Origin of the sequence: Thiohalocapsa marina (assembly GCF_008632335.1) — a bacterium.
Classification (GTDB): Bacteria; Pseudomonadota; Gammaproteobacteria; order Chromatiales; family Chromatiaceae; genus Thiohalocapsa; species Thiohalocapsa marina.
The window spans coordinates 1-22,467 of record NZ_VWXX01000013.1 but is presented as its reverse complement, the minus strand read 5'-3'; the positions used below and the strand labels follow the sequence as shown (position 1 = coordinate 22,467).

Genomic DNA, 22,467 nt, shown 5'->3' with positions numbered 1-22,467 from the left:
TTTGGGTTTGTCGGTTCTCGGCAAAGGTGCCAATTTTCAGAAGCAAGGTTGTAGAATCAAGGTTTTAGAATCAAGGTTCTAGAATCAAGAATCACCAATGTCCGGCCACGGTCTGAGTGGCGTTTGTTCGGAGCTGGAAGGATGATGATGACGCGTCGCGAGTTTCAGGTGGGTCTGCTCGGTCTGCTGGGAACGGCCCTGGCACCGCGGGTTGTCGGGGCGCAGATGCTGGTGGAGGGGCGGGACTGGCGTCCGCTGTCGCCGCCGCAGCCGTCCGCCGAGCCGGAACGGATCGAGGTGCTTGAGTTCTTTTCCTACGGTTGCTCCCATTGCAGCCAGATGAACCCGCTGATCACCGAGTGGGCCGAGGCGCTGCCGTCGGACATCCTCTTTCGGCGCGTGCCGGTGACCTTTGGTCGCGGGGCCTGGGTCGCGCTGGCGCGGCTGTTCTATGCGCTGGAGTTTGGCGGCCATCTGGCGCAGCTGGATCAGGCGGTCTTCGATGCCGTGACCCGGCAGCGGATGAATCTCTACACCGAAAGGAACATCCTCAAGTGGATTGCGGAGCAGGGGCTGGATGCGGATGCCTTTGCCAAGGTCTACAACGGCTTCGCGGTGGAGATGGCCCTGCGCAAGGCGGCCGATCTGGAGCGGCGCATGGGGATCGACGCGGTGCCTCGCATCGTGGTGGACGGCCGCTATGTGGTAACCGGGGACGGCGCGGCGGGCCATGCCGGCCTGATCCGAATTGCGGAACAGTTGGTGGAGAAGGCGCGGGTGCAGCGTGGCTGACGGGGACGCAACCCCAATCTCCAATCTCAGGATGCGGGCGCGATTCCGGGTGCCGCAGGCGGCTGGTTGACGTCCTGGAACTGCAGTGACGCCAGCCGCGCATACAGACCGTTCTCGGCCAGCAGTTCCTCGTGGCGGCCGCTGGCGACGATGCGGCCCTGGTCCAGCACCAGGATGCGGTCTGCCTGGCGCACGGTAGCCAGGCGGTGGGCGATGACGATGCTGGTGCGATCGCGCATTAGATGTTCCAGCGCCTCCTGCACCAGGCGTTCGCTCTCGGCATCGAGGGCGCTGGTGGCCTCGTCCAGCAGCAGCAGGGCAGGGTCCCGCAGAATGGCGCGGGCCACGGCGATGCGCTGGCGTTCGCCGCCAGACAGGCGCACCCCGCGCTCGCCGAGGAAGGTGTCATAGCCCTGGGGCAGACGCTGGATGAAATCGTCCGCATGAGCGGCGCGGGCGGCGGCGCGCACCGCGGCCTCGTCGGTGCCCTCCAGGCCATAGCGGATGTTCTCCCGGGCGTCGCTGCCAAAGATCACCGGATCCTGCGGTACCACGGCGATGTGCCGGCGCAGCTCCGACGGGGCCAGTTCGCGCAGGTCGACGCCGTCGAGGGTCAGGCGCCCCCGCTGCGGGTCATAGAAGCGCAGCAGCAGATGGAACAGGGTCGACTTGCCGGCACCGGACGGCCCCACCAGCGCCACCCGCTGACCGGGGCGGATGTCCAGGTCCAGGTCGGCAAGGGCCAGGATGCCCGGGCGCGCCGGGTAACTGAAGCTGAGGCCCTCGGCCCGTACCGCTCCGCTGACCCGGGTCGGCAGGCTGCGCGGCTGTGCCGGGGCGGCGATCTTGGGTTGCGTCTGCAACAGCTCCATCAGCCGCTCGCTGGCGCCGGCGCCGCGCAGCAGCTGGCCGATGATCTCGCTGAGCGAGCCCACCGAGCCGGCGACCAGGATGGCATAGAACAGAAAGGCTGACAGCTCGCCGCCGCTGAGCTCGCCGGTGAGCACCTCGTTGCCGCCCACCCAGAGCACGGTGCCGATGGCGCCGAAGGTGACCATGGTGACCATGCCGCTCATCAGCGCGCTGTTCAGGGAGCGCCGCATGGCGGTGTCGAAGGCCTGCTCGACCCGCTCGGCGTAGCGCCGCTGGTCGATGGGCTCGTGGCCGAAGGCCTGCACCGTGCGGATGGCGTGCAGGGTTTCGTCTACGTAGGCGGCAACGTCGCCGATGCGGTCCTGGCTCTTGCGCGACAGACGCCGCACGCGGGCGCCGAGCAGCCAGGTGGGCACCACCACCAGGGGCACGCCCAGTAGCACCATGGCGGTGAGCCGCGGGCTGGTGATGGCCAGCATGGCAATGCCACCGACGGCCAGCAGCCCGGTGCGCAGGCCCATGGCCAGGGTGGAGCCCACCACCACCTGCAGCAGCGCGGTGTCGCTGGTCAGGCGGGAGATGAGTTCGCCGGTGCGGTTGGTCTCGTAGAAGCCGACGTCCAGCGCCAGGGTACGCTCGAACACCGCCCGCCGCACATCCGCCACCACCCGCTCGCCAATCCAGTTGAGCAGATAGCTGCGGGCCGTTATGGCCACCGACAGCAGCGCGACCACGCTGAGAAATGCCAGCAGGGCCAGGTTGAGGGCCCGGGTGGAGCCGTCCGCCAGGCCGTAGTCCACCACGTTGCGAATGACCTGACCAAAGGCCAGCAGCGCACCCGCGGCGACCACCAGCGCCAGCAGCGCAAGCAGCAGTCGCCCGAGGTAGGGGCGGGTAAAGGCAAGCAGTTGCAGCAGCGGCTTCAGCCGCCGGCCGCCTGGACGTTCGGCGTCGTCGCCGATAGCGGGATGCGATCGCATGGTGGGTTGACTCGGGCCCCGAACCAGAAGGCCCGAGACACCCCTCCGCCGCGCGTCAGCCGCGGAGCAGTTGGTAGAGTTTGTCCTTCAGCAGAAGGCGTTCCTTTTTCAGGTCCTCGATGGTCTCGTCGGCCACCGGGGTGCCCAGTTCCTCGAGCTTGCGCACGCGCTCATCGAGCCCGTCGTACTGGTCCATGAGCTCGGCGAACGGGGCACTTTCGGCCCGCATCGCCTCGATCTTGCCTTCGAGCTCCGGGAACTCGTGGACCAGGTCGTGTTTTTCTCCCAGCATCGGGTGGTCTTCCTCCGAAGCGATGGCACCGGCACAGTGGTGCGGCGGCGGTGCCCTGGTGATGCCCCGGTGATGCGCTGGTCATGCGCCGGGGGCGGAAAGTTCTCAGGCGGTGGAGCGGCTCGGGTGCGTCGGCCTGGTTCGGGGGCGTTGGCACCGTTTCCGGGCTCCGGCGGCGATTGTAAACCAAGGCGTATCAGGCCGGGGCCAACAAAGACCCTTGAATCGTGATCCAGGTTATGGATGCGCCGATTTCAGTGCCGATGGCGCAGAGCGCGCTCGATGCGCTACTGGGCGTTCAGGGCCTTGATTACCTGATCGGTGATGTCCGCATCGTCGCCCATGTAGAGCAGACCGGCCTGGGTCGACTCGAACACCGCGGTCAGCTTGGCCTTTTTCGCCACGGTGTCGATGGCCTTGCGTGCCGGGGCCAGCACGCGCTGGCCCTGCTCCTGCTGGACCTGCATGACCTCGCGCTGAACGGCGTTGAAGTCCTTCTCGAACTGTTCGATCAATGCCCGCAGCTCGGTCTCTCGCTTCTCCACCTGCTCCTTGCTCATCAGGGGCTTGTCGCGTTCTAGCGCCGCCTGCATCTGGCGGATCTCTTGCTCGCGCTGGGTGAAGGCCTGCTGCTGGTCGCCGAAGCGGGTGTCCAGCTCAGCCTGGGCCGCCTTGCCCAGTGCGCTCTCCTCCAGCACCCGCTGCATGTCGACGAAGCCGATGGTCTGGGCGCTGGCGTCGATGGCGACGCCGCCGAGCAGGCTGATACCCAGGACACAGGCGACTAGGGGTTTGCGAATCGTGATCATTGGTTGACGCTTGCTTGACTCAATGTGCGTGAATGACCGCCCAAGTTTACCCCCGACGCCGCGGCGAACGACAGCCCTGATGCGGTCGGCTCGTCGGTTGGGTAACCGGTATACAATGCGCCGCTCGATACTGTCCGTCCGATGCGGTGGATGGTCGCAGACAACAACACCCAGGGCGCAAACAGAGGCGCAGGAGAGACGCCATGGCCAATTCCCTTCAGGATCAACTGCTGAAGGCGGGGCTGGTGAGTGATCAGCAGCTCAAGCAAGCAAAGAGCAAGAAGCGCAAGCAGCAGCGCGCCGGTGCAACGGACGACGCCGCGCGTCGTCAGGTCCGGCAGGCAGCGTCGGAGAAGAAGCGCCAGGACCGCGAACTGAACCGCCAGCGCGAGGAAGAGGCCAGGCGCAAGGCCGAGTTGGTGGCCATCTGGCAGCTGATCCGGGATCAGCGGGTGCCGCGCGATGCCGGCGACCTGGCCTACAATTTCACCGACGGCAGCACGCTCAAGCGGCTCTATGTCAATGCCGAGCAGCAGCGCCAACTGGTGGCGGGGGAGCTGGCCATCGTGCGCCAGGACGACTTCTACCAGCTGGTGCCGGCCCAGGTGGCCGAGCGGGTCGCAGCCTTCGACGCGAGCCTGGTGCTGGTGCGGAACACGCCCGCCGCGGAGGAGGACGACGAATACGCCGACTACAAGGTGCCGGATGACCTGATGTGGTGATCTGGTGTGGTGAACTGGTGTGGCGTACCTGATCGATACCCATTGCCACCTGGACGTGGCGGCGTTCGAGCCGGACCGCGGTGCTGTGCTGCAGCGCACGCGGGCCGCCGGTGTCCGGGCCATTGTTGTGCCGGGCATCGACGCCGCGGGCTGGAAGCCGCTGCTGGCGCTGTGCGACGCCGAGCCGGACCTGTTCCCGGCCCTGGGCCTGCACCCGTTGTTCATGCAGCAGCATCGGGCCTCGGACCTGCAGCGGCTGGAGCAGGCGCTGGCAACGGTGCGGCCGGTGGCGGTGGGAGAGATCGGGCTTGACTTTCATGCTGCGGCATCTGATCCGGCGCAGCAGCAGCGCCTGTGTGCCGCGCAGCTGTGCCTGGCGCGCGACGCCGGCCTGCCGGTGCTGCTGCATGTGCGCAAGGCCCACGATGCCATGCTGGCGCTGCTGCGGCAGACCGGGGTGCGGGGTGGCATTGCGCACGCCTTCAACGGCAGCCTGCAACAGGCGCAGCAGTATGTCACGCTCGGCTTCAAGCTCGGCTTCGGCGGCATGCTCACCTTCGAGCGCTCGGCCCGGTTGCGGCGGCTGGCCCGCGAACTGCCGCTGGAGGCCATCGTGCTGGAGACCGACGCGCCGGATCTGACCGTGGCGTCGCATCGCTTTCAGCGCAACAGCCCGGAATATCTGCCGGAAGTACTCTCGGCCCTGGCTGCAGCGCGGGATGCCGACCCGGAGTCCATCGCCGCCGTGACCACTGCCAACGCCCGGGAGGTGCTCGGGCTCGATGCACCCTGGCATGCACCGGAGCCTGCTCATCATGATTGACACGCTGCCTGATACTCTGGCCGACACGATGACCGACAATCCGCTCTGGGAACGCACCGGCATTCTGCTGGGAGAGGACGGGGTGGCGCGGCTGGCGAATGCGCGGGTGCTGCTGGCGGGCCTCGGGGGCGTCGGCTCCTTCGTTGCCGAAGCGCTGGCGCGTGCCGGGGTCGGCGCGCTGACCATCGCCGACCATGACACTGTGGTCGCCTCCAATCTGAACCGCCAGCTCTGCGCCCTCAACAGCACCCTGGGGCGGCCCAAGGTGGAGGTCATCGCCGAGCGCATCGCTGACATCAACCCGCATTGCCGGGTCACTCGGATCGATCGCTTCCTGGCGGTGGATGAACTGCCAGCGCTGGTGGGGCAGGGGCTGGATGGGCGCGGCTTCCACCAGGTGGTGGACGCCATCGACAGTCTGAGCAGCAAGGTGGCCCTGATCAGCGCGGCGCTGGCACAGGGCGTGCCGGTGGCCGCGAGCATGGGCGCCGGCGGCAAGCTGGACCCCACCCGCCTGTGCGTCGGTGACCTGATGGACAGCGAGGTCTGTCCGCTGGCCCGGGAGGTGCGCCGACGCCTGCGCCGCCAGGGCCATGAGCGGGGCGTGCTGGCGGTCTGGTCCACCGAGCCCGCACGCCCGCCGCTGCCGCCGGAGCCCACCGGTCGGGGTCGTCCGCGTGCGGTCAACGGCACCATCAGCTACATGCCTGCGCTGTTCGGCCTGACACTGGCAGGGATGGTGATCCGGCGCTTGCTCGAGTGATGCCGACAGGTAAGCCGCGAAAACTGGAATCGCGGTTGCAGCCTGCGTGGTGGATCGGTCACCATGTGCGCTGGGGCGCCCGTGCCCGCGGCACGGTTCCCGCCGCCGGCGTTCGTTCCTTCCACTCCAGCCTGAGGTGCTGACAGCATGCGCATCATCGATACTGAGGCTCAGGTCATCGCCGACCTGAAAGACGAGGGCCGGGTGGTTGCCGAAAAACAGTATCCGAGCTTCAAGGTCACCACCGTGAGACATCCTACCCTGGGCAAGCTGGTGCTGCTCGAGGGGCCGGACGGCACCGGCGCGATGGTCGAGACGGAGGAATAACTTGGCGGCACCGGCGGAACGAGGCGGGGCCGTTGGCGGGCCGGCCGACGAGGGGCTGCCTGGCGAGGACGAGCGCTGGCTGCAGGAGCAGGTGCAGCGCTCGCTGGAACGGCTGCTGCCGCGGCTGGAGCAGCGCTTTCGCGGCGCCGTGGACGAGGTGGAGTGGCTCGCCTATCTGGAGCGGTTCGAGCGCCACTTTCCGCGGCTGTTCCGGCGCCTGTACGCACTCTACGGGCGGCATTACGACTTCTTCTTCCATCTGGAGAGCATCCTCGCGTCGGCGACCGAGATGTGGATCGCCCGGCCCTCGGAGCTGAAGGCGCTGGACGCCATGCGCGCCGTCGACCCCACCTGGTATCAGTCAAACCGCATGGTCGGCGCGATGTGCTACGTCGACCTGTTCGCCGGCGACCTGGCGGGCCTGCGCGAGCGCATCCCGTATCTGACCGAGATGGGCATCACCTACCTGCACCTGATGCCGGTGTTCGAGAGCCCGGAAGGCGACAACGACGGCGGCTATGCGGTCAGCAGCTATCGCAACGTCGATGCCCGGCTCGGCGACATGGACGAACTGGCCCAGCTGGCCACCGAACTGCGGCACCACGGCATCTCGCTGACCCTGGACTTCGTGTTCAATCACACCAGTGACGAGCACGCCTGGGCCGAGGCGGCGCTGGCCGGCGACCGGCGCTACCAGGCCTACTACCGGATGTATCCCGACCGCAGCATGCCGGATCAGTACGAGCGCACCATGCCCGAGGTGTTCACCGAAGACCATCCGGGGGCGTTCACCTATCGTACCGGCATCAAGAAGTGGGTCTGGACCACCTTCCACACCTACCAGTGGGACCTCAACTACGCCAATCCCGAGGTCTTCAACCGCATGCTCGAGGAGATGCTGTTCCTCGCCAACCAGGGGGTGGAAATCCTGCGGCTGGATGCGGTGGCCTTCGTCTGGAAACGGCTGGGCACCAATTCGCAGAACCTGCCGGAGGCGCACTGGGTGATTCAGGCCTTCAACGCCCTGGTGAAGATCGCCGCCCCGGCCATGGTGTTCAAGTCCGAGGCCATCGTGCATCCGGATCAGGTGCGCGAGTACATCGGCATCGACGAGTGTCCGCTGTCCTACAATCCGCAACTGATGGCCCTGCTGTGGGAGGCCTTGGCCACCCGTGACGTGCGCGTGCTGCTGAGCGCCATGCAGCGCCGGTTTGCGGTCCCGGAAGGCTGCGCCTGGGTGAACTACGTGCGCTGCCATGATGACATCGGCTGGGCCTTTGCCGACGACGACGTGATTGCGGCGGGCTTCGATCCGGACCCCCACCGCAAGTTCCTGACACGCTTCTTCGTCGGCGAGCACGAGGGCAGTTATGCCCGCGGGGCGCCCTTCCAGGAGGACCCGGTCAGCGGCCAGGCGCGCGTGTCCGGCACCTGCGCCTCACTGGCCGGCGTGGAACTGGCGTTGGACACCCAGGACGATGTGGAACTGGAACTGGCCATCCGTCGTATCCTGCTGATCCATGGTGTGATCATCACCGCCGGCGGCATCCCGCTGATCTACCTGGGCGACGAGATCGCCACCCTGAACGACTACGGCTACGACAGCCAGCCGGAGAAGGTTGGCGATTCCCGCTGGCTGCACCGTGGCGCGTTCGACTGGTCTCGGGCCGAGCAGCGCCGGGATACCGATCAGGTGCCCGGGCGCGTCTACCAGGGGCTGCTGCGCCTGCTGCAGGTGCGTGGGCAGAACCAGGCCTTTTCCCGCGGCGAGACCGAGTTCGTCGATAGTGGCAACCGCCATGTGCTGGGGTTTCTGCGCACCAACGACAGCGCCACGGTGTTCGTGCTGGCCAACTTCAGCGAACACCAGCAACGGCTCGAGGCCCGGCGCCTGCGCCAGATGGGCATGCGCAAGACCATGGTGGACCTGTTCGCCGGGCGCACCATCGTCGCCACCCAGGAGCTGCTGATCGAGCCGTATCAGCTGATGATCCTGTCGCGCTCCGCCTAATCCCCGTTTCTGCAGCCATTCTCACAGCAGGGCCTGACCATCATGCACATTGCCACCCGGATCGGGATGCTTCCGTTGCTGCTGGCGCTTTCAGCGACCGTCCAGTCTGGCGGCCGGGCCGAGGGCCAGGTCGAGAGAGGGCGCGACACCCTGTACCAGGTGTCCACCATCGACGCGCTGCTCGACGGCGTCTATGGCCCCATGGCCACACTGGCGGACGTGCTGCCCCATGGCGATGTGGGCATCGGCACCTTCGAGGCACTGGACGGGGAATTGATCCTGCTGGACGGACAGGTGTATCAGGCGGCGGCGGACGGCGTGGTCCGGCCGATGCCGCCGGAGACAGCGACGCCCTTCATTGCGGTGACCCACTTCGATGCCGACCAGTCACTGACGCCGCCCGCGGGTCAGGACTTTGCCGGCTTCAAGACCTGGCTGGAGGCGGCGCTGCCCAGCCGCAACATCGTCTACGCCATTCGCGTCGACGGTCACTTCGGGTCGATCCGCTACCGCAGCGTGCCGCGCCAGCAGACGCCCTATCCGCCGCTGGCGGAGGCGGCTCGGGAGCAGGTCTTCTTTGCCCGTGACGACATCGAGGGGACGCTGATCGGCTTCTGGTGTCCGAGCTTCACAAAAGGCGTCAACGTGCCGGGTTTCCATCTGCATTTTCTGTCCGCCGACCGCCGCCACGGCGGCCATGTGCTCGACTTCACGCTGGCAGAGGCGGCCGTGCAACTGGACCATACCAACGGCTGGGACGTGCAGTTGCCGATGCAGCCGGCCTTTCTGGCCAGTGATCTGGGCGCGGACCGCAGCGAGGCCCTGCATGCAGTGGAGCAGGGAAGGCCAGCGCCGGCAGATTGAGCGTATGGCCGCCTGGCGGCCAGCATTCATTTTGTGATCGCCTGTGCACTGATCCGTAAAAGGCGTTAGAATTTCTCGACCAAACCAACTACATCGAAAGCACCAGGGAACGCTGGGGGAAGATACCGATGTCAACCGATCGCATCATCGCGTTCGTCATGGCCGGCGGCGAAGGCGCCGGACTGCAACCGCTCACCGCCGCGCGCTCGACCCCGTCGGTGCCCTTCGGTGCCCGTTATCAGATCATCGACTTCGTGTTGAGCAATCTGGTCAACTCCCAGATCCGCACCACCTACCTGCTGGTGCAGTACAAGTCACAGGCCCTGATCGAGCATGTGCGCAAGGGCTGGACCATCTCGCCGCTGCTGTCGGACCAGTTCATCACCGTGGTGCCGCCGCAGATGCACAGCGGCGCCAACTGGTTCCAGGGCACCGCCGATGCCGTGCACCAGAACCTGAACCTGATCGAGGAACATGCGCCGGACTACGTGGTGGTGTTCGGCGCCGATCACGTCTACCGGATGGATGTCCGGCAGATGATCGAATTCCACAAGATGCGCCAGGCGGATGTGACCATCGCCGCCTTGCCGGTGCCGCTGGCCTCCGCCCACGACTTCGGCGTCATCGGGGCGTCGGAAGACGGTCGCATCGAGGCCTTTCAGGAGAAGCCGGAACGGCCGTTCCCGATGCCCGGCCGGCCGGACACGGCCTATGCCTCGATGGGCAACTATGTGTTCGACGCCAAGGCGCTGGTGCAGACCCTGCAGGCCGCCCAGCGTGCGGGGCAGACGGATTTCGGGCGGCACGTGCTGCCGCAGATGCTGGCGAGCAATCACCGGCTGTACGCCTATGACTTCACCCGCAACGAGATCCCCGGGGTGAAGCCCTACGAGGAACGCGCCTACTGGCGCGACGTGGGCACCATCGACGCCTACTTCGCTGCCAACAAGGACGTGCTCGGTGCCGAGCCCAGGTTCGATGCCTTCAACCCGCAGTGGCCGATCTACTCCGGCAATTACCAAGGGCCAGCGGCCCGCGTGCTGGGCGGCGAGATTCGCAACTCTCTGCTGGGTGCGGCCACGGTGGTGCATGAAGACACCCTGATCCTGGACTCCATCATCCGCCGCGAGGCGGTAATCGAGGAAGACGTGGTGCTGGATGAATGCATCATCATGGACTACGTGCGCGTCTGTCGCGGCGCCCGGCTGAAGCGCGCCGTGGTGGGCCGCAACACCATCATCAGGCCGGATACTCGAATCGGCTACGACCTGGCGGCGGATCGCAAGCGCTATACCGTCAGCCCGGGCGGGGTCACTGTGGTGGCCTCGCCGCCGATCGGCTTCTACGCCCGTGAAGGACACGGCAAGGGCCACGGCTACGACGCCTGACGCATGCCCAGACCGCTTGTCGCCCGTATCGACCTGGCGGCCATCCGACACAACTACCGTTATGCCAAGCAACTGGCGCCGGCCAGTCGCGCGGTTGCGGTGATCAAGGCCAATGCCTACGGGCATGGCGCCGTGGCCGTGGCCAGGACACTGGCGGCGGAGGCGGATGCCTTCGGCGTCGCCTGCGCGGAAGAGGCGATGGAACTGCGAGAGTCCGGTATCGACAACCCCATTCTGCTCATGGAGGGGGTGTTCGAGCCGGCAGAACTGGCCCTGGCAGAACGCCATCGGCTGACCCCGGTGGTGCACTCGCCGGAGCAGTTGCTCTGGTTGCTGCAGGCCAGGCCCGGGCGGCCCTTGTCCTGCTGGCTGAAGATGGACACCGGCATGCATCGCGTCGGCCTGGCGCCGCGGGCCTTTCAGGAGGCCTATCGCTGCCTGCGCGCCTGCCCCCATGTGGCCGACATCGTGCTGATGAGCCACCTTGCCCGCGCCGATGAACTGGCGCACCCCGGCACCACGGATCAATTGGCCGTGTTCGACGCCCATGTGCGCGACATGGACTCACCGCAGAGCCTGGCCAACTCCGCCGCGATCATGGGCTGGACGGCGGCCCGGCGGCAGTGGCTACGCCCGGGCATCATGCTGTACGGCGCAACGCCGCTGCCCGCCGATCACCCGGCCTCGGCGCCGTTACGGCGGGGCATGTGTCTGGAGTCGGCGCTGATCGCCATCCGCGAACTGGACGCCGGTGCAGCGGTGGGCTACGGCGGGCGCTTTGTCTGTTCAACCCCCACCCGGGTGGGGGTGGTGTCCATCGGCTATGCTGACGGCTACCCGCGCCACGCCCGCGACGGCACGCCAGTGGCGGTGAAGGGCCGGCGCACCCGCATTATCGGCCGCGTCTCCATGGACATGCTCACGGTCGATCTGACGCCGGTCCCGGATGCGCGGGTCGGCGACCCGGTGCAGCTCTGGGGTGATCGGGTGGACCCCAACGAGGTCGCGGCCGCCAGTGACACCATTGCCTACCAGCTCTTCGCCGGCCTGTCGCGGCGGGTGCGGCTGATCCATCAGGACGCCGACGCCGACGCCGACGCCAGCTGATCCCTGTCTGTCGGTCGGTCTGTCGACTGGCCCGTCGGCTGGTCGTCAGGCGTTAGCCGTCCAGCCCTTCCATGCGGATGCGGACGATCTCGCCGCTCACGGCCTCCAGCGCCTCGATGCGGGCCAGGGCGCGGTTCATGCGCGCCTCCTTGACGCGGTGGCTGAGCATGATCAGCGGCACATGGGTCTCGCCGGGTGCCGGCTCCTTCTGTTTGATGGCCTCGATGCTGATGCCTTCCTCACCCAGGATGCCGGCGATGCCGGCCATGACGCCGGGACGGTCCAGCGCCGTGAGACGCAGGTAGTAGGCGGTCTCCACCTCATCGATGGGCAGCACCGGGGTGTCGGTGATCTCGTCTGGCTGGAAGGCCAGGTGCGGCACGCGATTGGTCGGATCCGTGGTCAGCGCCCGCGCCACGTCCACCACGTCCGCCACCACCGCCGAGGCGGTGGGCAGCGCACCGGCGCCGGCACCGTAGTAGAGCGTCGGGCCCACGGCGTCGCCCTTGACCAGCACCGCGTTCATCACGCCGTCGACGTTGGCGATCAGCCGGCGATGCGGGATCAGCGTCGGATGCACGCGCATCTCGATACCGGCGTCGGTACGCCGCGTGATGCCCAGATGCTTGATGCGGTAGCCCAGTTCCGCCGCAAAGGCGACGTCCTGGGGCTCGATCCGGGAGATCCCCTCGGTGAAGGTCTTGTCGAACTGCAGCGGGATGCCGAAGGCCAGGGAGCCCAGGATGGTCAGCTTGTGCGCGGCGTCGATGCCCTCCACGTCGAAGGTGGGATCGGCCTCGGCATAGCCCAGGGCTTGGGCCTCCGCCAGCACGTCGCCGAAGTCGCGACCCTTGTCGCGCATCTCGGTGAGGATGTAGTTGCCGGTGCCGTTGATGATGCCGGCGATCCACTCGATGTGGTTGGCCGCCAGACCCTCGCGCAGCGCCTTGATGATGGGGATGCCGCCGGCGACCGCCGCCTCGAAGGCCACGGTCACGCCCTTTTCCTGCGCGGCGGCGAAGATCTCGTTGCCGTGCAGCGCGATCAGCGCCTTGTTGGCGGTGACCACATGCTTGCCGTTGTCGATGGCGCGCAGCACCAGCTCCCGCGCCGGCGAGTAGCCGCCGATGAGCTCGATGACGATGTCCACCTTTGGGTCATCCACCACGGCGAAGGCATCATCAGTGATGCGCCCGATGGCCTCGATGCCGCTGATGCGCTCCTGGTCGTAGGCGCGTGCGGCGGCATGGGCAATGCGAATGTCGCGTCCGGCCCGCCGGGCGATCTCCGCGGCGTTGCGAGTCAGCACCGTGACGGTCCCTCCGCCGACGGTGCCCAGGCCCAGAAGTCCGATGTTCACCGGTTCCATAGTCGCTCCTTGTGTCCTCCGTGGCGGAGGGATGTTCAGGGTTCGCTCGTAAGCCGGGTGCAAACTGCAGGCAAGCCGGCTTTAAGCCGGGGCTAGCGCGCGTCGTCGCGGAACATCTGCTTGATGCCGCGCATCGCCTGACGCGTGCGGTGCTCGTTCTCGATCAGGCTGAAGCGCACGTGATCGTCGCCGTAATCGCCGAAGCCGATGCCCGGAGACACCGCCACCTTGGCGTCGCGCAGCAGCTTCTTGGAAAATTCCAGCGACCCCATCTCGCGGTACTGCTCCGGGATCCGGGCCCAGACGAACATGGTCGCCCGCGGCCGCTCCACCGGCCAGCCGGCATCGTTGAGGCCGTCGCACAGGCAGTCGCGCCGGCGCTGGTACATGTCGCGGATGTCCGCCACGCACTGCTGCGACGACTCCAGCGCATGGATGGCTGCGACCTGGATCGGCGTGAAGGTGCCGTAGTCAAGGTAAGACTTGATCCGCGCCAGCGCGGCGACCAGCGTCGGGCTGCCGCACATGAAGCCGACGCGCCAGCCGGGCATGTTGTAGCTCTTTGACATGGAGAAGAATTCCGCGGCGATGTCCTTCGCCCCCGGCACCTGCAGGATGGACGGCGCGGTGTAGCCGTCGAAGACGATATCGGCGTAGGCCAGATCATGCACCACCCAGATGCCGTGCTCGCGTGCGATCTCCACCACCTGCTCGAAGAACGGCAGGTCCACGCACTCCGTGGTGGGGTTGCCCGGAAAGTTCAGCACCAGCATCTTCGGGCGCGGCCAGGAGTCGACGATGGCCCGCTGCAGCTCCTCGAAGAAGTTCACCTCAGGCGTCATGCGCACATGGCGCACATCCGCGCCGGCGATGATGAAACCATAGGGGTGGATGGGATAGGCCGGGTTCGGTACCAGCACCGTGTCGCCGGCGCCCATGGTGGCCAGTGCCAGGTGCGCCAACCCCTCTTTGGAGCCGATGGTGACAATGGCCTCGGTAGCGGGGTCGAGCTGCACGTCGTAGCGCTCCCGATACCACTTGGCGATGGCCCGGCGCAGCCGCGGAATGCCGCGGGAGACGGAGTAGCGGTGGGTGTCCCGGCGCTGCGAGGCCTCCACCAGCTTGTCGACGATGTGCTGCGGCGTGGGTTGATCGGGGTTGCCCATGCCGAAATCGATGATATCCTCGCCCCGGGCGCGTGCTGCGGCCTTCAACTCATTGACGATATTGAAGACATAGGGCGGGAGCCGCTCGATGCGGCGAAATGACGGTTCCGGGGCGACCACGATGGACCTCTGTGCAGATTGCCTGGGTAAAGGGGTTAGAGTGTAACGTCAGCTCGCCTGGATTCAAACGTGTGATGCACGAAAGACGGCAATTTCGCTATCAGCCCTTCTACTGCGAGGAGAATGCCTGGTGGCTCTGCGGCGAACCGACCCTGGCCGCGGGCGGGGAGGGGGAGCCCGGGGGCGGGCGACAGGTGCTGTTCGTCTCCAATCGCATCGGTCGATGTCCGTTCGCCTGCCAGCGCGCGGCGCCGCCCGGCCGGCTCCTGAGCTGGGATTACCACTGCGTGGTGCTCGACGAAGCCGCACGCATCTGGGACCCGGATACCCGCCTGGGCATGCCCCTGCCCGCGCGCGACTGGCTGCAGCAGACCTTTCCGTTCATCCGCCTTTTGGGCCCGGCGCTGGCGCCCAAATTCCGTCTGGTGCCGGCCGATGACTACCGCCGGCATTTTGGCAGCGACCGACGCCACATGCGCACCCGCGACGGCGGCTGGCATCACCCGCCACCGCCCTGGCCCCCCATCGGCAACAGCCACACCTTGCCCCAGTACCTGCAGCCCCCGCCTGACGGACCGGGCACCTGCCTCGACTGGCATGGTCTGATGCGCTGGCTAGAGCCCGAATTGCCGGCCAAGCCGTCCCCCAAGCCGCCCGTCGGGGCCGCAGCCCGCTGAGCAAAACCGGCCCGTGATCGCCTGCTTTGCGCTCGCCGGGTGTTCCCCGCGCGCTACCAGGCTTGCGCCTTGCTGCGCAGTCACGCCGTCTCGGCTGCTTGCCTCCGACTTCGGAATCGATGATAATTTCCAGCTCGCCGGCAGATACGGCACGGCCGATCATCGCCGATGTAGCTCAGGTGGTAGAGCAACTGATTCGTAATCAGTAGGTCAGCGGTTCGAATCCGCTCATCGGCTCCATTAAAAACAACGGCTTAGCATTCGAAAGGCTAAGCCGTTTCTCGTTGAGACACCATAGAGCCACCACGGTGACGCAAGTCGCGGCTTCGAGTCACCAGCGCGATACTGCACGAGGGGCCAGCCTGCACCAAGGTCCGTGGGCCCCAATCGGCACCAGCTCCAGGGCGAGCCTGCACCAAGGTCCGGGACAGCGATCGGGGCCAGTCGGCCGGGATGCCCTCACACGCGGGTTGGGCTTTCACGCGGTTGATTTGCGCGCGTGTGTTCGTTTGGGTCGGTGGCGGGCGCTGGGCTTGGGCCTTCGGTGACAGCAGCGGGGGCGAATCGGTGCCAGACGGGTCGGGGCTGTCGGCGGTAGCGCAGCAGGGCGTAACGGGTGCAGTTTTGTCCCCCGCTGTCCCCCGCTTGTCCCCCGTTTTGGGGGACACGAAAAACCCCGCAAGGTACTGATTCGATGGGGCTTTCCAAAATGTCCCCCATGTTCCCCATGTCCCCCGCCGTTTTGCAGCACTCAGGGAAAAAATCTGTACCGCGTAACGCGCGCGTTATGTGTTCCACGAAAATTCTTATATGTGTATATGTATTACAGGAAAACGCACAGGGAATGACGCGGGACATGGGGGACGCGCGCGCGCATTTTCCTAACCCGGCAAAGCCGGAACCAAACAGGCCCGATCAGCTATCGTTGAGTGTAGCCGTCCCGAGACTGGAGCCGGACCATGAACCCCTTTGTCGAGCAACACCAAGACGAGATCGGCTGTGTTCTGTCGTGCTTCGATCGCGTCGTGATCACGGGCACGCTGCCGGACATTTGCCATGCCAAGGCGATGGCGGGTTACCTCGGGGGCAACGGCAATCCGCCTGTTCGACTACCCGTGATGGGCCGAGCCGTTGCGCGAGCCGACCTGGGCACCGTTTCGCCTGCAGGTCTACTTCAATGGCCACGGCTGGCTGGCGCGGCAATTGACGCAGGCCGGCATTGCGTTCGAGACCGCGGACAACGCCTTCCTGCACCTTGCCGACCCTGCCGAAGCCCAGCGCTTGGCAGACAGCCTCGATGCCACCGCGCTGCATCGCCACCTCGATGAATGGGCGCAGCGCTGCTGCCCCGTCTTGCACCACTTCCGCAACGGCGTGCACTGGAGCTTCATGCAGGTGGAGTACGCCACCGACGTGGTCTTCCGCCAGCAGGCCCGCTTTCAACCCTTATACGAGGCCATCGTGCGCACCGCCGTGCACGTGGTCAAGGCCGAGCATGTCGCCCGCTTCCTGGGTCACAAGCTCTCGGGCAACGATCAGGGCGAGGTCGGCAACGACTTCTCCACCCGCATCCAAGGCACCCGCATCCGTCACCACATGGGACCCGCCAGCCTCAAGCGCTATGATAAGACCGGCATCATCGCGCGCGTCGCGTGCACCGCTAACGATGTCTCCTTCTTCAAGCACCACCGTTACGTGGAACAGCGCAACGGCGAGCGTGTGTTCAAGCGCGCTCCACTGCGCAAATCGATCTACAGCCTCGGCGACCTGCGCCAACTCATGCACGCCGCCCAGAGCGCTACCTCGCCTTCATGGCCTGTCTCGACAATCCCGACGCGGCGCAGAAGGCGTTGGCCAAGATGGCGGCACCAGCCAAACCCAACGGTCGCTCCTACCGCGGCTTTGACCTGTTCCTCGACCCTGACTACCGACTGTTCCTCACCCTCGCCCGCGGTGAATGGTCCATCTCCGGCTTCCGCGCCGGCGACCTGCGCGCCCACATCCCCGACCTCACAGCCGGCCGCAGTGCTTGCCTGATCAAGCGTCTGCGCACCCATGGCCTCATCAAGAAGGTCGCCCATTCCTACAAGTACTTCTTCACCAAACTCGGTCGGCGCGTCGTCGTCACCGCCCTGGTCATCCGCGAGTACTTCGTGCAGCCCAGCCTGGTCCAAAATGCGCTCTGAAGTCTTTGCCGTTTTGTCGAAGATTTTGGGGGTAAGGGACTAAGCAGGTTCCTGGTTGCTGGTTACTGGTTCATAATCCAGTCCGAGCATTTGATCTTGTTTCATACTTGATTCCTTTGTTGTCGGACTTGGCCAGATAGCGAATCAGGCTGCCGATCATGTTTCCTGTGGATTGAGCCAGCACATAGAGGCTTTGAAACTGTTCGTTTTTGATATGGTATACGTCGAGGGCGATGTAGAGTTGGGCTTGGACTTCAGATGCTGACCCTTTGGCGGTTAAAAGGAACTGGAGAAATTCCTTGTTGCCACCTCTGCCGAAGCCTTCGGCGATGTTGGACATGATGGAGACCGAGGCACGACGGATTTGGTCGTGCAGGCCGAAGTCACGGGCAAACTGGCCGTCGTTTGACAGGGCGTAAATTGCCATGGCCAGTGCTCGGGCCTTTTGCCAGACTTCGATGTCCTCGAATTTTTGTATCGTTGCCATGACTCATTTCCCACTAATAGACTTCATCATGGGTTCCAACATCGATCAGAAGTATGACCTCCTGGTCGTCGGTTGGGTCAATTTCGAGGGTGAAAACGATACGACAATCGTAGCCGCAGGCGCTGGCCCATAGACCCTGGAGTTTGCCGCTGAGTTTGTGCGTGCCGAGGGAGTGAGAATATAAGTCCTCTTGCATTTGTCGCAGGGTTTCATCGATGCGTGGTTGCAGGGCGCGGTTCCTCTTCACCTGTTTTCGATACGCCCGCTGAAAACTCGTGGTGAGCACCAGATTTCTCACGCTTCGTCCTCAAGAGACTGGTGCAGGTTCTGGATGACGGCATCGGCGTGCTGGGCTTTCAGTCGGCCCTGCTGAAAGTCCGCCTGAGCTTGTCGCGCAGCCTCGGCGATCTCATCACGTCTCGCCTCACTCCAGCGATGTTGGAGGATATCCAGGAGCATCTCCTGTTGTTGTGGCGGTAACTGGGTGACGGCGTCGATTGCCTGGTTCAGTGTGATGGGTTGGGGCATGGCGTTAACTCCTTGATGTTGGCGAAACGAAAGACACGGGGGATGCTTAGTAACACATCAAAAACAACTGATACACTTTATGCATTCAGTCCGCGGCCATCGACGAGATAGTTCCATTCCCCCAGGACGGCATCGTGGCGGATGAATTGATCCTTGATTTTGCGGTACGTGGAGGTGACCCTGAAACGGCTCTATGTCGAGGCCGAGGGCATCCGCCTGCAGCCGGCCAACCCCGAGATGGCCCCGCTCACCTATCCGCATGAGGCGTTCGAGGTGCTGGGCGTGGTGAGCGGGGCGCTGCGCGCATAGGCCTGAACGGACCACGGCTCCCCCGTGTGCGCCATGACCAATAATCCTGCGATTCTGCCTCTCACCAGCTAATGTGGCAAAGAACCCAAAGACTGGCGAGATCGACCCGCGATAGTCTTTTCTGGCCTGCCTATCATCCGATCGAGTCGACCTACGCCACTTAGCAGCACCGCACATCCGGCGGCGGAATTGACGCGTTTGCTGGAAGCACGGTCAGGCTCTGGGCCCTCGCACGTCGCCTTGATCTGGCCGGAGCCACCCTCGTCGTAAGGAAAGGCGATAGTCCTGAGCGCCGATGGATCGCCATCCAGTCGTTAGCCAGCCCCCTGTTGGAGTCACTGGCTGACCGTGACCCGCGCCTGACGGACGAACTGTCGGATGAGCTTGGGTGACTTCACCCTTCTGGACACCTCGACGCCGCTGATCACATCCACGGCATAGGGCCGTACCTGCTCGATGGCACTGCGGACGTTCCCTGTTGTCAGACCGCCGGCCAGGATCAAGGGCGCTGACAGCCTGTCGCGGATGCGCCTTGCGCCCCTCCAGTCGAGACTTACCCCAGTCCCCGCGGGCATCTCGCCAGTGCGCGCGTCGAGTAAGATCGCGGTGACCCCGGTGGACTCCAGGGCATGGGCCGCCGCGAGCGGGTCGGTGATCTCACCGCACGCCAGACCGGTGGCGACGTCGATGCGCAGAGCCCGGATCAGGCCGATGCCTATCGGAGCCAAGGCCTGTGCAATCTTGGCGGTCTCCGCCAGGGTGTTGTCGGTGTGCAGTTGGACGAGATGAGGGCGGAGCGCGCGGGCGAGCCCGATGACATGCTCGGGGGAGCCGCCGCTGACGAGCGCGCGGGTGGTCATCGGGGGCACCCGGGCGAGCAGGGCATGGGCCTCCTGTCGCGACAGGTTCCATGGGACCGGTACCGGGTACTCCACCACAAACCCAAGGCAGTCCGCACCGGCGGCGACACACCAGTCGACCTGGTCCGCATCCGTGATACCGCAGATCTTGACCCGGACCATCTCCTAGTCCTCCAAGGCCTGGACCAGGCGCCGGACGGCCGCCGCGGGATCGGTGGCCTTGAGGATCGCGGTCCCGACCAGGACGCCCGACCCGCCGGCCTCGATGACCTGCCGGGCCTCCAGCGGCTCGGAGATCGCACTCTCGCTGATCGTCTGGACCCCAGGGGGGACGCTATCCAGCAGCCTGAGAGTGTTGGCGACCGTGCCTTCATCCCGCTCGAGTTGGCGGATGTCACGGTTGTTGATGCCCAGCAGGTCCAGATCCAGGGTCAGGGCTAGGCGTAATTCATCCTCGTCATGCACTTCCACCAAGGTCTCCAGCCCGGCGCGATGGGCCTCCGCGTGCAATGCCTTCAGCTGCGACCAGTCAAGCTGGGAGACCATCAGTAGCAGACAGGCCGCGCCCGCATCCCGACGCTCCCACACCTGTTTCGGCTCGGTCACGAAGTCCTTGCACAGGACCGGCAGGGGGACGGCAGAAGAGACTGTCTGCAACAGTTCCAGGCCGCCACCGAAGTTTGGACCCTCCGTGACGACGGACAAGCAGGCGGCGCCTGACGCCACCATGGTGCGGGCCAGGACTACAGGATCCCGGCCGGCGAGCAGGTCGCCCTCCTTGGGGCTGCGCACCTTGATCTCCGAAATGAGAGGAAGGCGGCCCGCGTCATAGGCGGCCTGGAGGGCCGCGGTGAAGCGGCGTTCTCCGGCCCCGCGGTTCATCGGCCCTCCGCGGCGATGCGGTTGGACTCGGCGATCAGTTGGTCCAGCTTTTGGCGTGCCGCCCCGCTGTCGATCAGATCCGCCGCCAACCGCGCGCCGCTCCCCAAGTCTGTCGCCTTGCCGCCAACCAGCAGGGCTGCCGCGGCATTGGCGATGACCATGGCCCGCCGTGCTCCCTGTTCCGTACCGGTCAGGATGGCCCGCACCAGCTCAGCGTTCTGCGCGGGGTCTCCGCCCAACAGCTCTTCGTAGGTGTAGGTCTTAAGTCCGAAATCCGCGGGCGTGACTTCATACTTCTTGGCCCACCCGTCCTTCACCTCGGCCACCGAGGTCTTGCCGATCACCGAGATCTCATCCAGCCCGTCCAGCCCATGCACCACCAAGGCGTGCCTGAACTCGAGCTCGACCAGGATGTCGGCCATCATCGACACGAGATCGGACTTGTAGACCCCGAGGAGATGGCACCTGGCATCCGCTGGATTGATCAGGGGGCCGATGATGGTATAGAAAATGGTCTTGATGCCCAGGGCCATCTCGGGGGGTAGTACCCGATGCATCACGGGGTGGAAGTTGGGCGCATAGAGGAAACTGATCCCCACCCGCTCGATCAGGCGTTGGGCTTGGGCGGGGGAGAGGTCGATGGCGACGCCCAGCCGTTCCAGGACGTCGGCGCTGCCGGAGGAGGATGAGAGTGACCGGCTGCCGTGCTTGGCCACCGGAATGCCCGCCGCGGCCGCTACCAGGGAGACCGTGGTGGAGCAATTGAATGTGGTGCGGCCGCCGCCTGTGCCGCAGGTGTCAAGGAGCTCACCGTCCACCTCGGGGCGTATCTGCTCGCAGTTGGCCCGCATGGCACGGGCGATGGCGGCCGCTTCCAGGATCGTGGGTCCCTTCATGAGCAGGGCGACCAGGAAGCCGGCGATCTGCACGTCGGTGACCTCGCCGCTGCGGATACCGCCGATGATGCGGGAGATTTCCTCCTCTTGCAGGTGTTCGCCAACCGTCAGTTTTCGCAATGCCGCGCGGATCATGACCTCGTACTCCCCGTGCTCATAGACTGAACTTGTAATTCCGGAAGGCCATCAGGGTAGTGGTCGTGGTGACCGCCTCCAGGCCTTGGAGTTTTTCGGTAACGATCTCCGCCAGTCGCTCATACTCGGCGCTTTGGACGATGGCCACCAGGTCATAGTCACCGGCCACCGAATAGACGTCCACGACATCGTCCATCGCTGCCAGTCGCTTGGCCGTGGCCGGAACCTGGCCGCGCTCCACGTTCATCATCACCAGGGCTCGGATCATGCGTGTTTCTCTCCGTCGTTAGGGGGGTTCATTGATGCGGGTTCGCTGGCCCCGCAGGTACTCGGCATTCCAGCAGGGCCAGGACGTGACGAAACAGATGACCGGCGTACCACTGCGTTGATCTGGCGGGAAGCGGGATCTTCTGGAGGCAAGACTCAGGAAATGGTTGCCAGACGTCTCATAGGCTAAACGCGCGATTGTACTACGATCCGCTGTCGCGCAGGCAGGCGGCCCGCGCAGCCAGATCCTGATGAGATTCGAAGGGGGCGATCAGCGGAGGGGGTGGATTACCGGCAGGGGTAGGCAGAAGCGGGTCGAGGATGGCCATTGACGCAGTGGCTGGCCGGGCAGGCACTGGTTACTCAGTCTGGCACTAGGACTGCTCATTCACTGTGCGACGGGTCGCCTATGATTTTGTGTGCCGGTTCGGACAGGTCGCGCAGCAGATGCGAGATGGCCAGGATCGGGTCCGCGCGGGCCACTCCATCCGTACCCGGAGGCCGACGATCTCGATCCGGTAGCGGCGGGCATTCCAAGACGTCAGCCAGACCCGATAGACAATACCCCTCTGCAGCAAGCCCACGATGGCATGAAGCGGGACTGCCCCGTGTTCGCCAAAGCGCCCAGGCGCGGCTACGGATGCGTGGCCACGATTGTCGTACCGTCGCCGCTCCGACATGGCGGCGGCACATCACGACCGCGATCTAACCAACCACGGACGCGGTCGACGACCGCCGCTCACGAACGCTGCCGTGGCAGCGCCCGCGCGCCGAGAACGGCGCCACCGTGGTCGCGCTGATCAATGGCGGGGAGGTGACCCTGAAACGGCTCTA

At 65.5% G+C, this 22,467-nt stretch carries 24 protein-coding genes and 1 tRNA gene; 13 read left to right on the top strand and 12 right to left on the bottom strand.

Features of this window, described 5'->3' with window-relative positions; all coding sequences use genetic code 11:
• Positions 1 to 141 precede the first annotated feature (141 nt).
• Entirely contained in the window at positions 142 to 792 is a 651-nt protein-coding gene (locus F2Q65_RS10040; RefSeq protein ID WP_150092951.1) for a thiol:disulfide interchange protein DsbA/DsbL, read from the top strand.
• A gap of 26 nt (positions 793 to 818) precedes the next feature.
• Here the strand turns inward: F2Q65_RS10040 and F2Q65_RS10035 are convergent, their stop codons facing one another.
• From F2Q65_RS10035 to F2Q65_RS10025, 3 genes are all read right to left on the bottom strand, one after another.
• The gene (locus tag F2Q65_RS10035) at positions 819 to 2,645 is read right to left on the bottom strand and encodes an ABC transporter transmembrane domain-containing protein (protein ID WP_150092949.1); all 1,827 of its coding nucleotides are present in this window, start codon (positions 2,643 to 2,645) and stop codon (positions 819 to 821) included.
• Positions 2,646 to 2,700: 55 nt separating this feature from the next.
• Positions 2,701 to 2,937 carry an HP1242/YdcH family protein gene (locus tag F2Q65_RS10030; protein WP_150092947.1) on the bottom strand — a complete coding sequence of 79 codons (237 nt, stop codon included), beginning with the start codon at positions 2,935 to 2,937 and terminating at the stop codon, positions 2,701 to 2,703.
• A 287-nt stretch (positions 2,938 to 3,224) separates the two neighbouring features.
• On the bottom strand, positions 3,225 to 3,746 hold the full coding sequence (locus F2Q65_RS10025) for an OmpH/Skp family outer membrane protein (protein ID WP_150092946.1): 522 nt from the start codon (positions 3,744 to 3,746) through the stop codon (positions 3,225 to 3,227).
• Between the two features lie 203 nt (positions 3,747 to 3,949).
• Here F2Q65_RS10025 and F2Q65_RS10020 point away from each other — a divergent pair, with 203 nt between their 5' ends.
• The 8 genes from F2Q65_RS10020 (at position 3,950) to alr (ending at position 11,751) form a co-directional block, all read left to right on the top strand.
• The gene (locus F2Q65_RS10020) at positions 3,950 to 4,468 is read left to right on the top strand and encodes a DUF2058 domain-containing protein (protein WP_150092944.1); all 519 of its coding nucleotides are present in this window, start codon (positions 3,950 to 3,952) and stop codon (positions 4,466 to 4,468) included.
• Between the two features lie 28 nt (positions 4,469 to 4,496).
• The gene (locus F2Q65_RS10015; RefSeq protein WP_150093059.1) at positions 4,497 to 5,291 is read left to right on the top strand and encodes a TatD family hydrolase; all 795 of its coding nucleotides are present in this window, start codon (positions 4,497 to 4,499) and stop codon (positions 5,289 to 5,291) included.
• The gene (locus tag F2Q65_RS10010) at positions 5,284 to 6,054 is read left to right on the top strand and encodes a tRNA threonylcarbamoyladenosine dehydratase (RefSeq protein ID WP_246156125.1); all 771 of its coding nucleotides are present in this window, start codon (positions 5,284 to 5,286) and stop codon (positions 6,052 to 6,054) included. The genes F2Q65_RS10015 and F2Q65_RS10010 overlap by 8 nt, the downstream gene beginning before the upstream one ends.
• A 147-nt stretch (positions 6,055 to 6,201) precedes the next feature.
• Complete coding sequence (locus F2Q65_RS10005; protein ID WP_150092942.1) at positions 6,202 to 6,381, top strand: hypothetical protein; 180 nt, start codon at positions 6,202 to 6,204, stop codon at positions 6,379 to 6,381.
• A 1-nt stretch (position 6,382) separates the two neighbouring features.
• Positions 6,383 to 8,392, top strand: a complete 2,010-nt coding sequence (locus F2Q65_RS10000; RefSeq protein WP_342782233.1) for an amylosucrase — start codon at positions 6,383 to 6,385, stop codon at positions 8,390 to 8,392.
• A 42-nt stretch (positions 8,393 to 8,434) separates the two neighbouring features.
• Positions 8,435 to 9,256, top strand: coding sequence for an acetolactate decarboxylase (gene budA, locus F2Q65_RS09995; RefSeq protein ID WP_246156124.1), 822 nt, complete (start codon positions 8,435 to 8,437; stop codon positions 9,254 to 9,256).
• 128 nt (positions 9,257 to 9,384) lie between these two features.
• Positions 9,385 to 10,644: a glucose-1-phosphate adenylyltransferase gene (locus tag F2Q65_RS09990; RefSeq protein ID WP_150092940.1), complete on the top strand. Its 1,260-nt coding sequence runs from the start codon at positions 9,385 to 9,387 to the stop codon at positions 10,642 to 10,644.
• 3 nt (positions 10,645 to 10,647) lie between these two features.
• Complete coding sequence (gene alr / locus F2Q65_RS09985) at positions 10,648 to 11,751, top strand: alanine racemase (protein ID WP_150092939.1); 1,104 nt, start codon at positions 10,648 to 10,650, stop codon at positions 11,749 to 11,751.
• Between the two features lie 52 nt (positions 11,752 to 11,803).
• Here the strand turns inward: alr and F2Q65_RS09980 are convergent, their stop codons facing one another.
• Together F2Q65_RS09980 and alaC are read right to left on the bottom strand one after the other, a co-directional pair.
• Positions 11,804 to 13,120: a homoserine dehydrogenase gene (locus F2Q65_RS09980; protein ID WP_150092937.1), complete on the bottom strand. Its 1,317-nt coding sequence runs from the start codon at positions 13,118 to 13,120 to the stop codon at positions 11,804 to 11,806.
• Positions 13,121 to 13,212: 92 nt separating this feature from the next.
• Positions 13,213 to 14,406 carry an alanine transaminase gene (gene alaC, locus F2Q65_RS09975; protein ID WP_150092935.1) on the bottom strand — a complete coding sequence of 398 codons (1,194 nt, stop codon included), beginning with the start codon at positions 14,404 to 14,406 and terminating at the stop codon, positions 13,213 to 13,215.
• A gap of 74 nt (positions 14,407 to 14,480) precedes the next feature.
• Between alaC and F2Q65_RS09970 the strand changes: the two genes are divergently transcribed.
• From F2Q65_RS09970 to F2Q65_RS19670, 3 genes are all read left to right on the top strand, one after another.
• A complete protein-coding gene (locus tag F2Q65_RS09970) occupies positions 14,481 to 15,083 on the top strand; it encodes a protein N-terminal glutamine amidohydrolase (protein ID WP_170265633.1) in 603 nt (200 codons plus the stop codon).
• Between the two features lie 164 nt (positions 15,084 to 15,247).
• A tRNA-Thr gene (locus tag F2Q65_RS09965) sits at positions 15,248 to 15,323 on the top strand.
• Between the two features lie 891 nt (positions 15,324 to 16,214).
• Positions 16,215 to 17,120 carry a hypothetical protein gene (locus F2Q65_RS19670; RefSeq protein WP_150092931.1) on the top strand — a complete coding sequence of 302 codons (906 nt, stop codon included), beginning with the start codon at positions 16,215 to 16,217 and terminating at the stop codon, positions 17,118 to 17,120.
• A gap of 219 nt (positions 17,121 to 17,339) precedes the next feature.
• On the opposite strand, the gene F2Q65_RS09955 is transcribed toward F2Q65_RS19670, so the two are convergent.
• The 3 genes from F2Q65_RS09955 to F2Q65_RS09945 are packed head-to-tail and all read right to left on the bottom strand — an operon-like array spanning position 17,340 to position 18,284.
• Complete coding sequence (locus tag F2Q65_RS09955; protein WP_150092929.1) at positions 17,340 to 17,756, bottom strand: four helix bundle protein; 417 nt, start codon at positions 17,754 to 17,756, stop codon at positions 17,340 to 17,342.
• A 13-nt stretch (positions 17,757 to 17,769) separates the two neighbouring features.
• Positions 17,770 to 18,054, bottom strand: coding sequence for a type II toxin-antitoxin system RelE/ParE family toxin (locus tag F2Q65_RS09950; protein ID WP_150092927.1), 285 nt, complete (start codon positions 18,052 to 18,054; stop codon positions 17,770 to 17,772).
• A complete protein-coding gene (locus F2Q65_RS09945; protein WP_150092925.1) occupies positions 18,051 to 18,284 on the bottom strand; it encodes a hypothetical protein in 234 nt (77 codons plus the stop codon). Before F2Q65_RS09945 ends, F2Q65_RS09950 begins: the two co-directional genes overlap by 4 nt.
• 153 nt (positions 18,285 to 18,437) lie before the next feature.
• Here F2Q65_RS09945 and F2Q65_RS19445 point away from each other — a divergent pair, with 153 nt between their 5' ends.
• The gene (locus tag F2Q65_RS19445) at positions 18,438 to 18,593 is read left to right on the top strand and encodes a LexA family protein (protein WP_170265626.1); all 156 of its coding nucleotides are present in this window, start codon (positions 18,438 to 18,440) and stop codon (positions 18,591 to 18,593) included.
• 335 nt (positions 18,594 to 18,928) lie between these two features.
• Here the strand turns inward: F2Q65_RS19445 and F2Q65_RS09940 are convergent, their stop codons facing one another.
• The 4 genes from F2Q65_RS09940 to F2Q65_RS09925 are packed head-to-tail and all read right to left on the bottom strand — an operon-like array spanning position 18,929 to position 21,634.
• Entirely contained in the window at positions 18,929 to 19,615 is a 687-nt protein-coding gene (locus F2Q65_RS09940) for a phosphoribosylanthranilate isomerase (RefSeq protein ID WP_150092923.1), read from the bottom strand.
• 3 nt (positions 19,616 to 19,618) lie between these two features.
• Complete coding sequence (locus F2Q65_RS09935) at positions 19,619 to 20,335, bottom strand: indole-3-glycerol-phosphate synthase (protein WP_150092921.1); 717 nt, start codon at positions 20,333 to 20,335, stop codon at positions 19,619 to 19,621.
• Positions 20,332 to 21,366: an anthranilate phosphoribosyltransferase gene (gene trpD / locus F2Q65_RS09930; protein WP_150092919.1), complete on the bottom strand. Its 1,035-nt coding sequence runs from the start codon at positions 21,364 to 21,366 to the stop codon at positions 20,332 to 20,334. Before trpD ends, F2Q65_RS09935 begins: the two co-directional genes overlap by 4 nt.
• 19 nt (positions 21,367 to 21,385) lie before the next feature.
• Complete coding sequence (locus tag F2Q65_RS09925; protein WP_150092917.1) at positions 21,386 to 21,634, bottom strand: Lrp/AsnC family transcriptional regulator; 249 nt, start codon at positions 21,632 to 21,634, stop codon at positions 21,386 to 21,388.
• Between the last annotated feature and the right edge of the window lie 833 nt (positions 21,635 to 22,467).

Bases quoted from the DNA above. Each gene is read 5' to 3' on its own strand.
- F2Q65_RS09980 (WP_150092937.1), bottom strand. From the start codon at position 13,120: ATGGAACCGGTGAACATCGGACTTCTGGGCCTGGGCACCGTCGGCGGA.
- F2Q65_RS10020 (WP_150092944.1), top strand. From the start codon at position 3,950: ATGGCCAATTCCCTTCAGGATCAACTGCTGAAGGCGGGGCTGGTGAGT.
- F2Q65_RS09925 (WP_150092917.1), bottom strand. From the start codon at position 21,634: ATGATCCGAGCCCTGGTGATGATGAACGTGGAGCGCGGCCAGGTTCCG.
- F2Q65_RS10035 (WP_150092949.1), bottom strand. From the start codon at position 2,645: ATGCGATCGCATCCCGCTATCGGCGACGACGCCGAACGTCCAGGCGGC.
- F2Q65_RS10025 (WP_150092946.1), bottom strand. From the start codon at position 3,746: ATGATCACGATTCGCAAACCCCTAGTCGCCTGTGTCCTGGGTATCAGC.
- F2Q65_RS09940 (WP_150092923.1), bottom strand. From the start codon at position 19,615: ATGGTCCGGGTCAAGATCTGCGGTATCACGGATGCGGACCAGGTCGAC.
- budA (WP_246156124.1), top strand. From the start codon at position 8,435: ATGCACATTGCCACCCGGATCGGGATGCTTCCGTTGCTGCTGGCGCTT.
- F2Q65_RS09955 (WP_150092929.1), bottom strand. From the start codon at position 17,756: ATGGCAACGATACAAAAATTCGAGGACATCGAAGTCTGGCAAAAGGCC.
- trpD (WP_150092919.1), bottom strand. From the start codon at position 21,366: ATGATCCGCGCGGCATTGCGAAAACTGACGGTTGGCGAACACCTGCAA.
- F2Q65_RS09935 (WP_150092921.1), bottom strand. From the start codon at position 20,335: ATGAACCGCGGGGCCGGAGAACGCCGCTTCACCGCGGCCCTCCAGGCC.
- F2Q65_RS10040 (WP_150092951.1), top strand. From the start codon at position 142: ATGATGATGACGCGTCGCGAGTTTCAGGTGGGTCTGCTCGGTCTGCTG.
- F2Q65_RS10005 (WP_150092942.1), top strand. From the start codon at position 6,202: ATGCGCATCATCGATACTGAGGCTCAGGTCATCGCCGACCTGAAAGAC.
- F2Q65_RS10030 (WP_150092947.1), bottom strand. From the start codon at position 2,937: ATGCTGGGAGAAAAACACGACCTGGTCCACGAGTTCCCGGAGCTCGAA.
- F2Q65_RS10010 (WP_246156125.1), top strand. From the start codon at position 5,284: ATGATTGACACGCTGCCTGATACTCTGGCCGACACGATGACCGACAAT.
- F2Q65_RS09990 (WP_150092940.1), top strand. From the start codon at position 9,385: ATGTCAACCGATCGCATCATCGCGTTCGTCATGGCCGGCGGCGAAGGC.
- F2Q65_RS09945 (WP_150092925.1), bottom strand. From the start codon at position 18,284: ATGCCCCAACCCATCACACTGAACCAGGCAATCGACGCCGTCACCCAG.
- alr (WP_150092939.1), top strand. From the start codon at position 10,648: ATGCCCAGACCGCTTGTCGCCCGTATCGACCTGGCGGCCATCCGACAC.
- F2Q65_RS09970 (WP_170265633.1), top strand. From the start codon at position 14,481: ATGCACGAAAGACGGCAATTTCGCTATCAGCCCTTCTACTGCGAGGAG.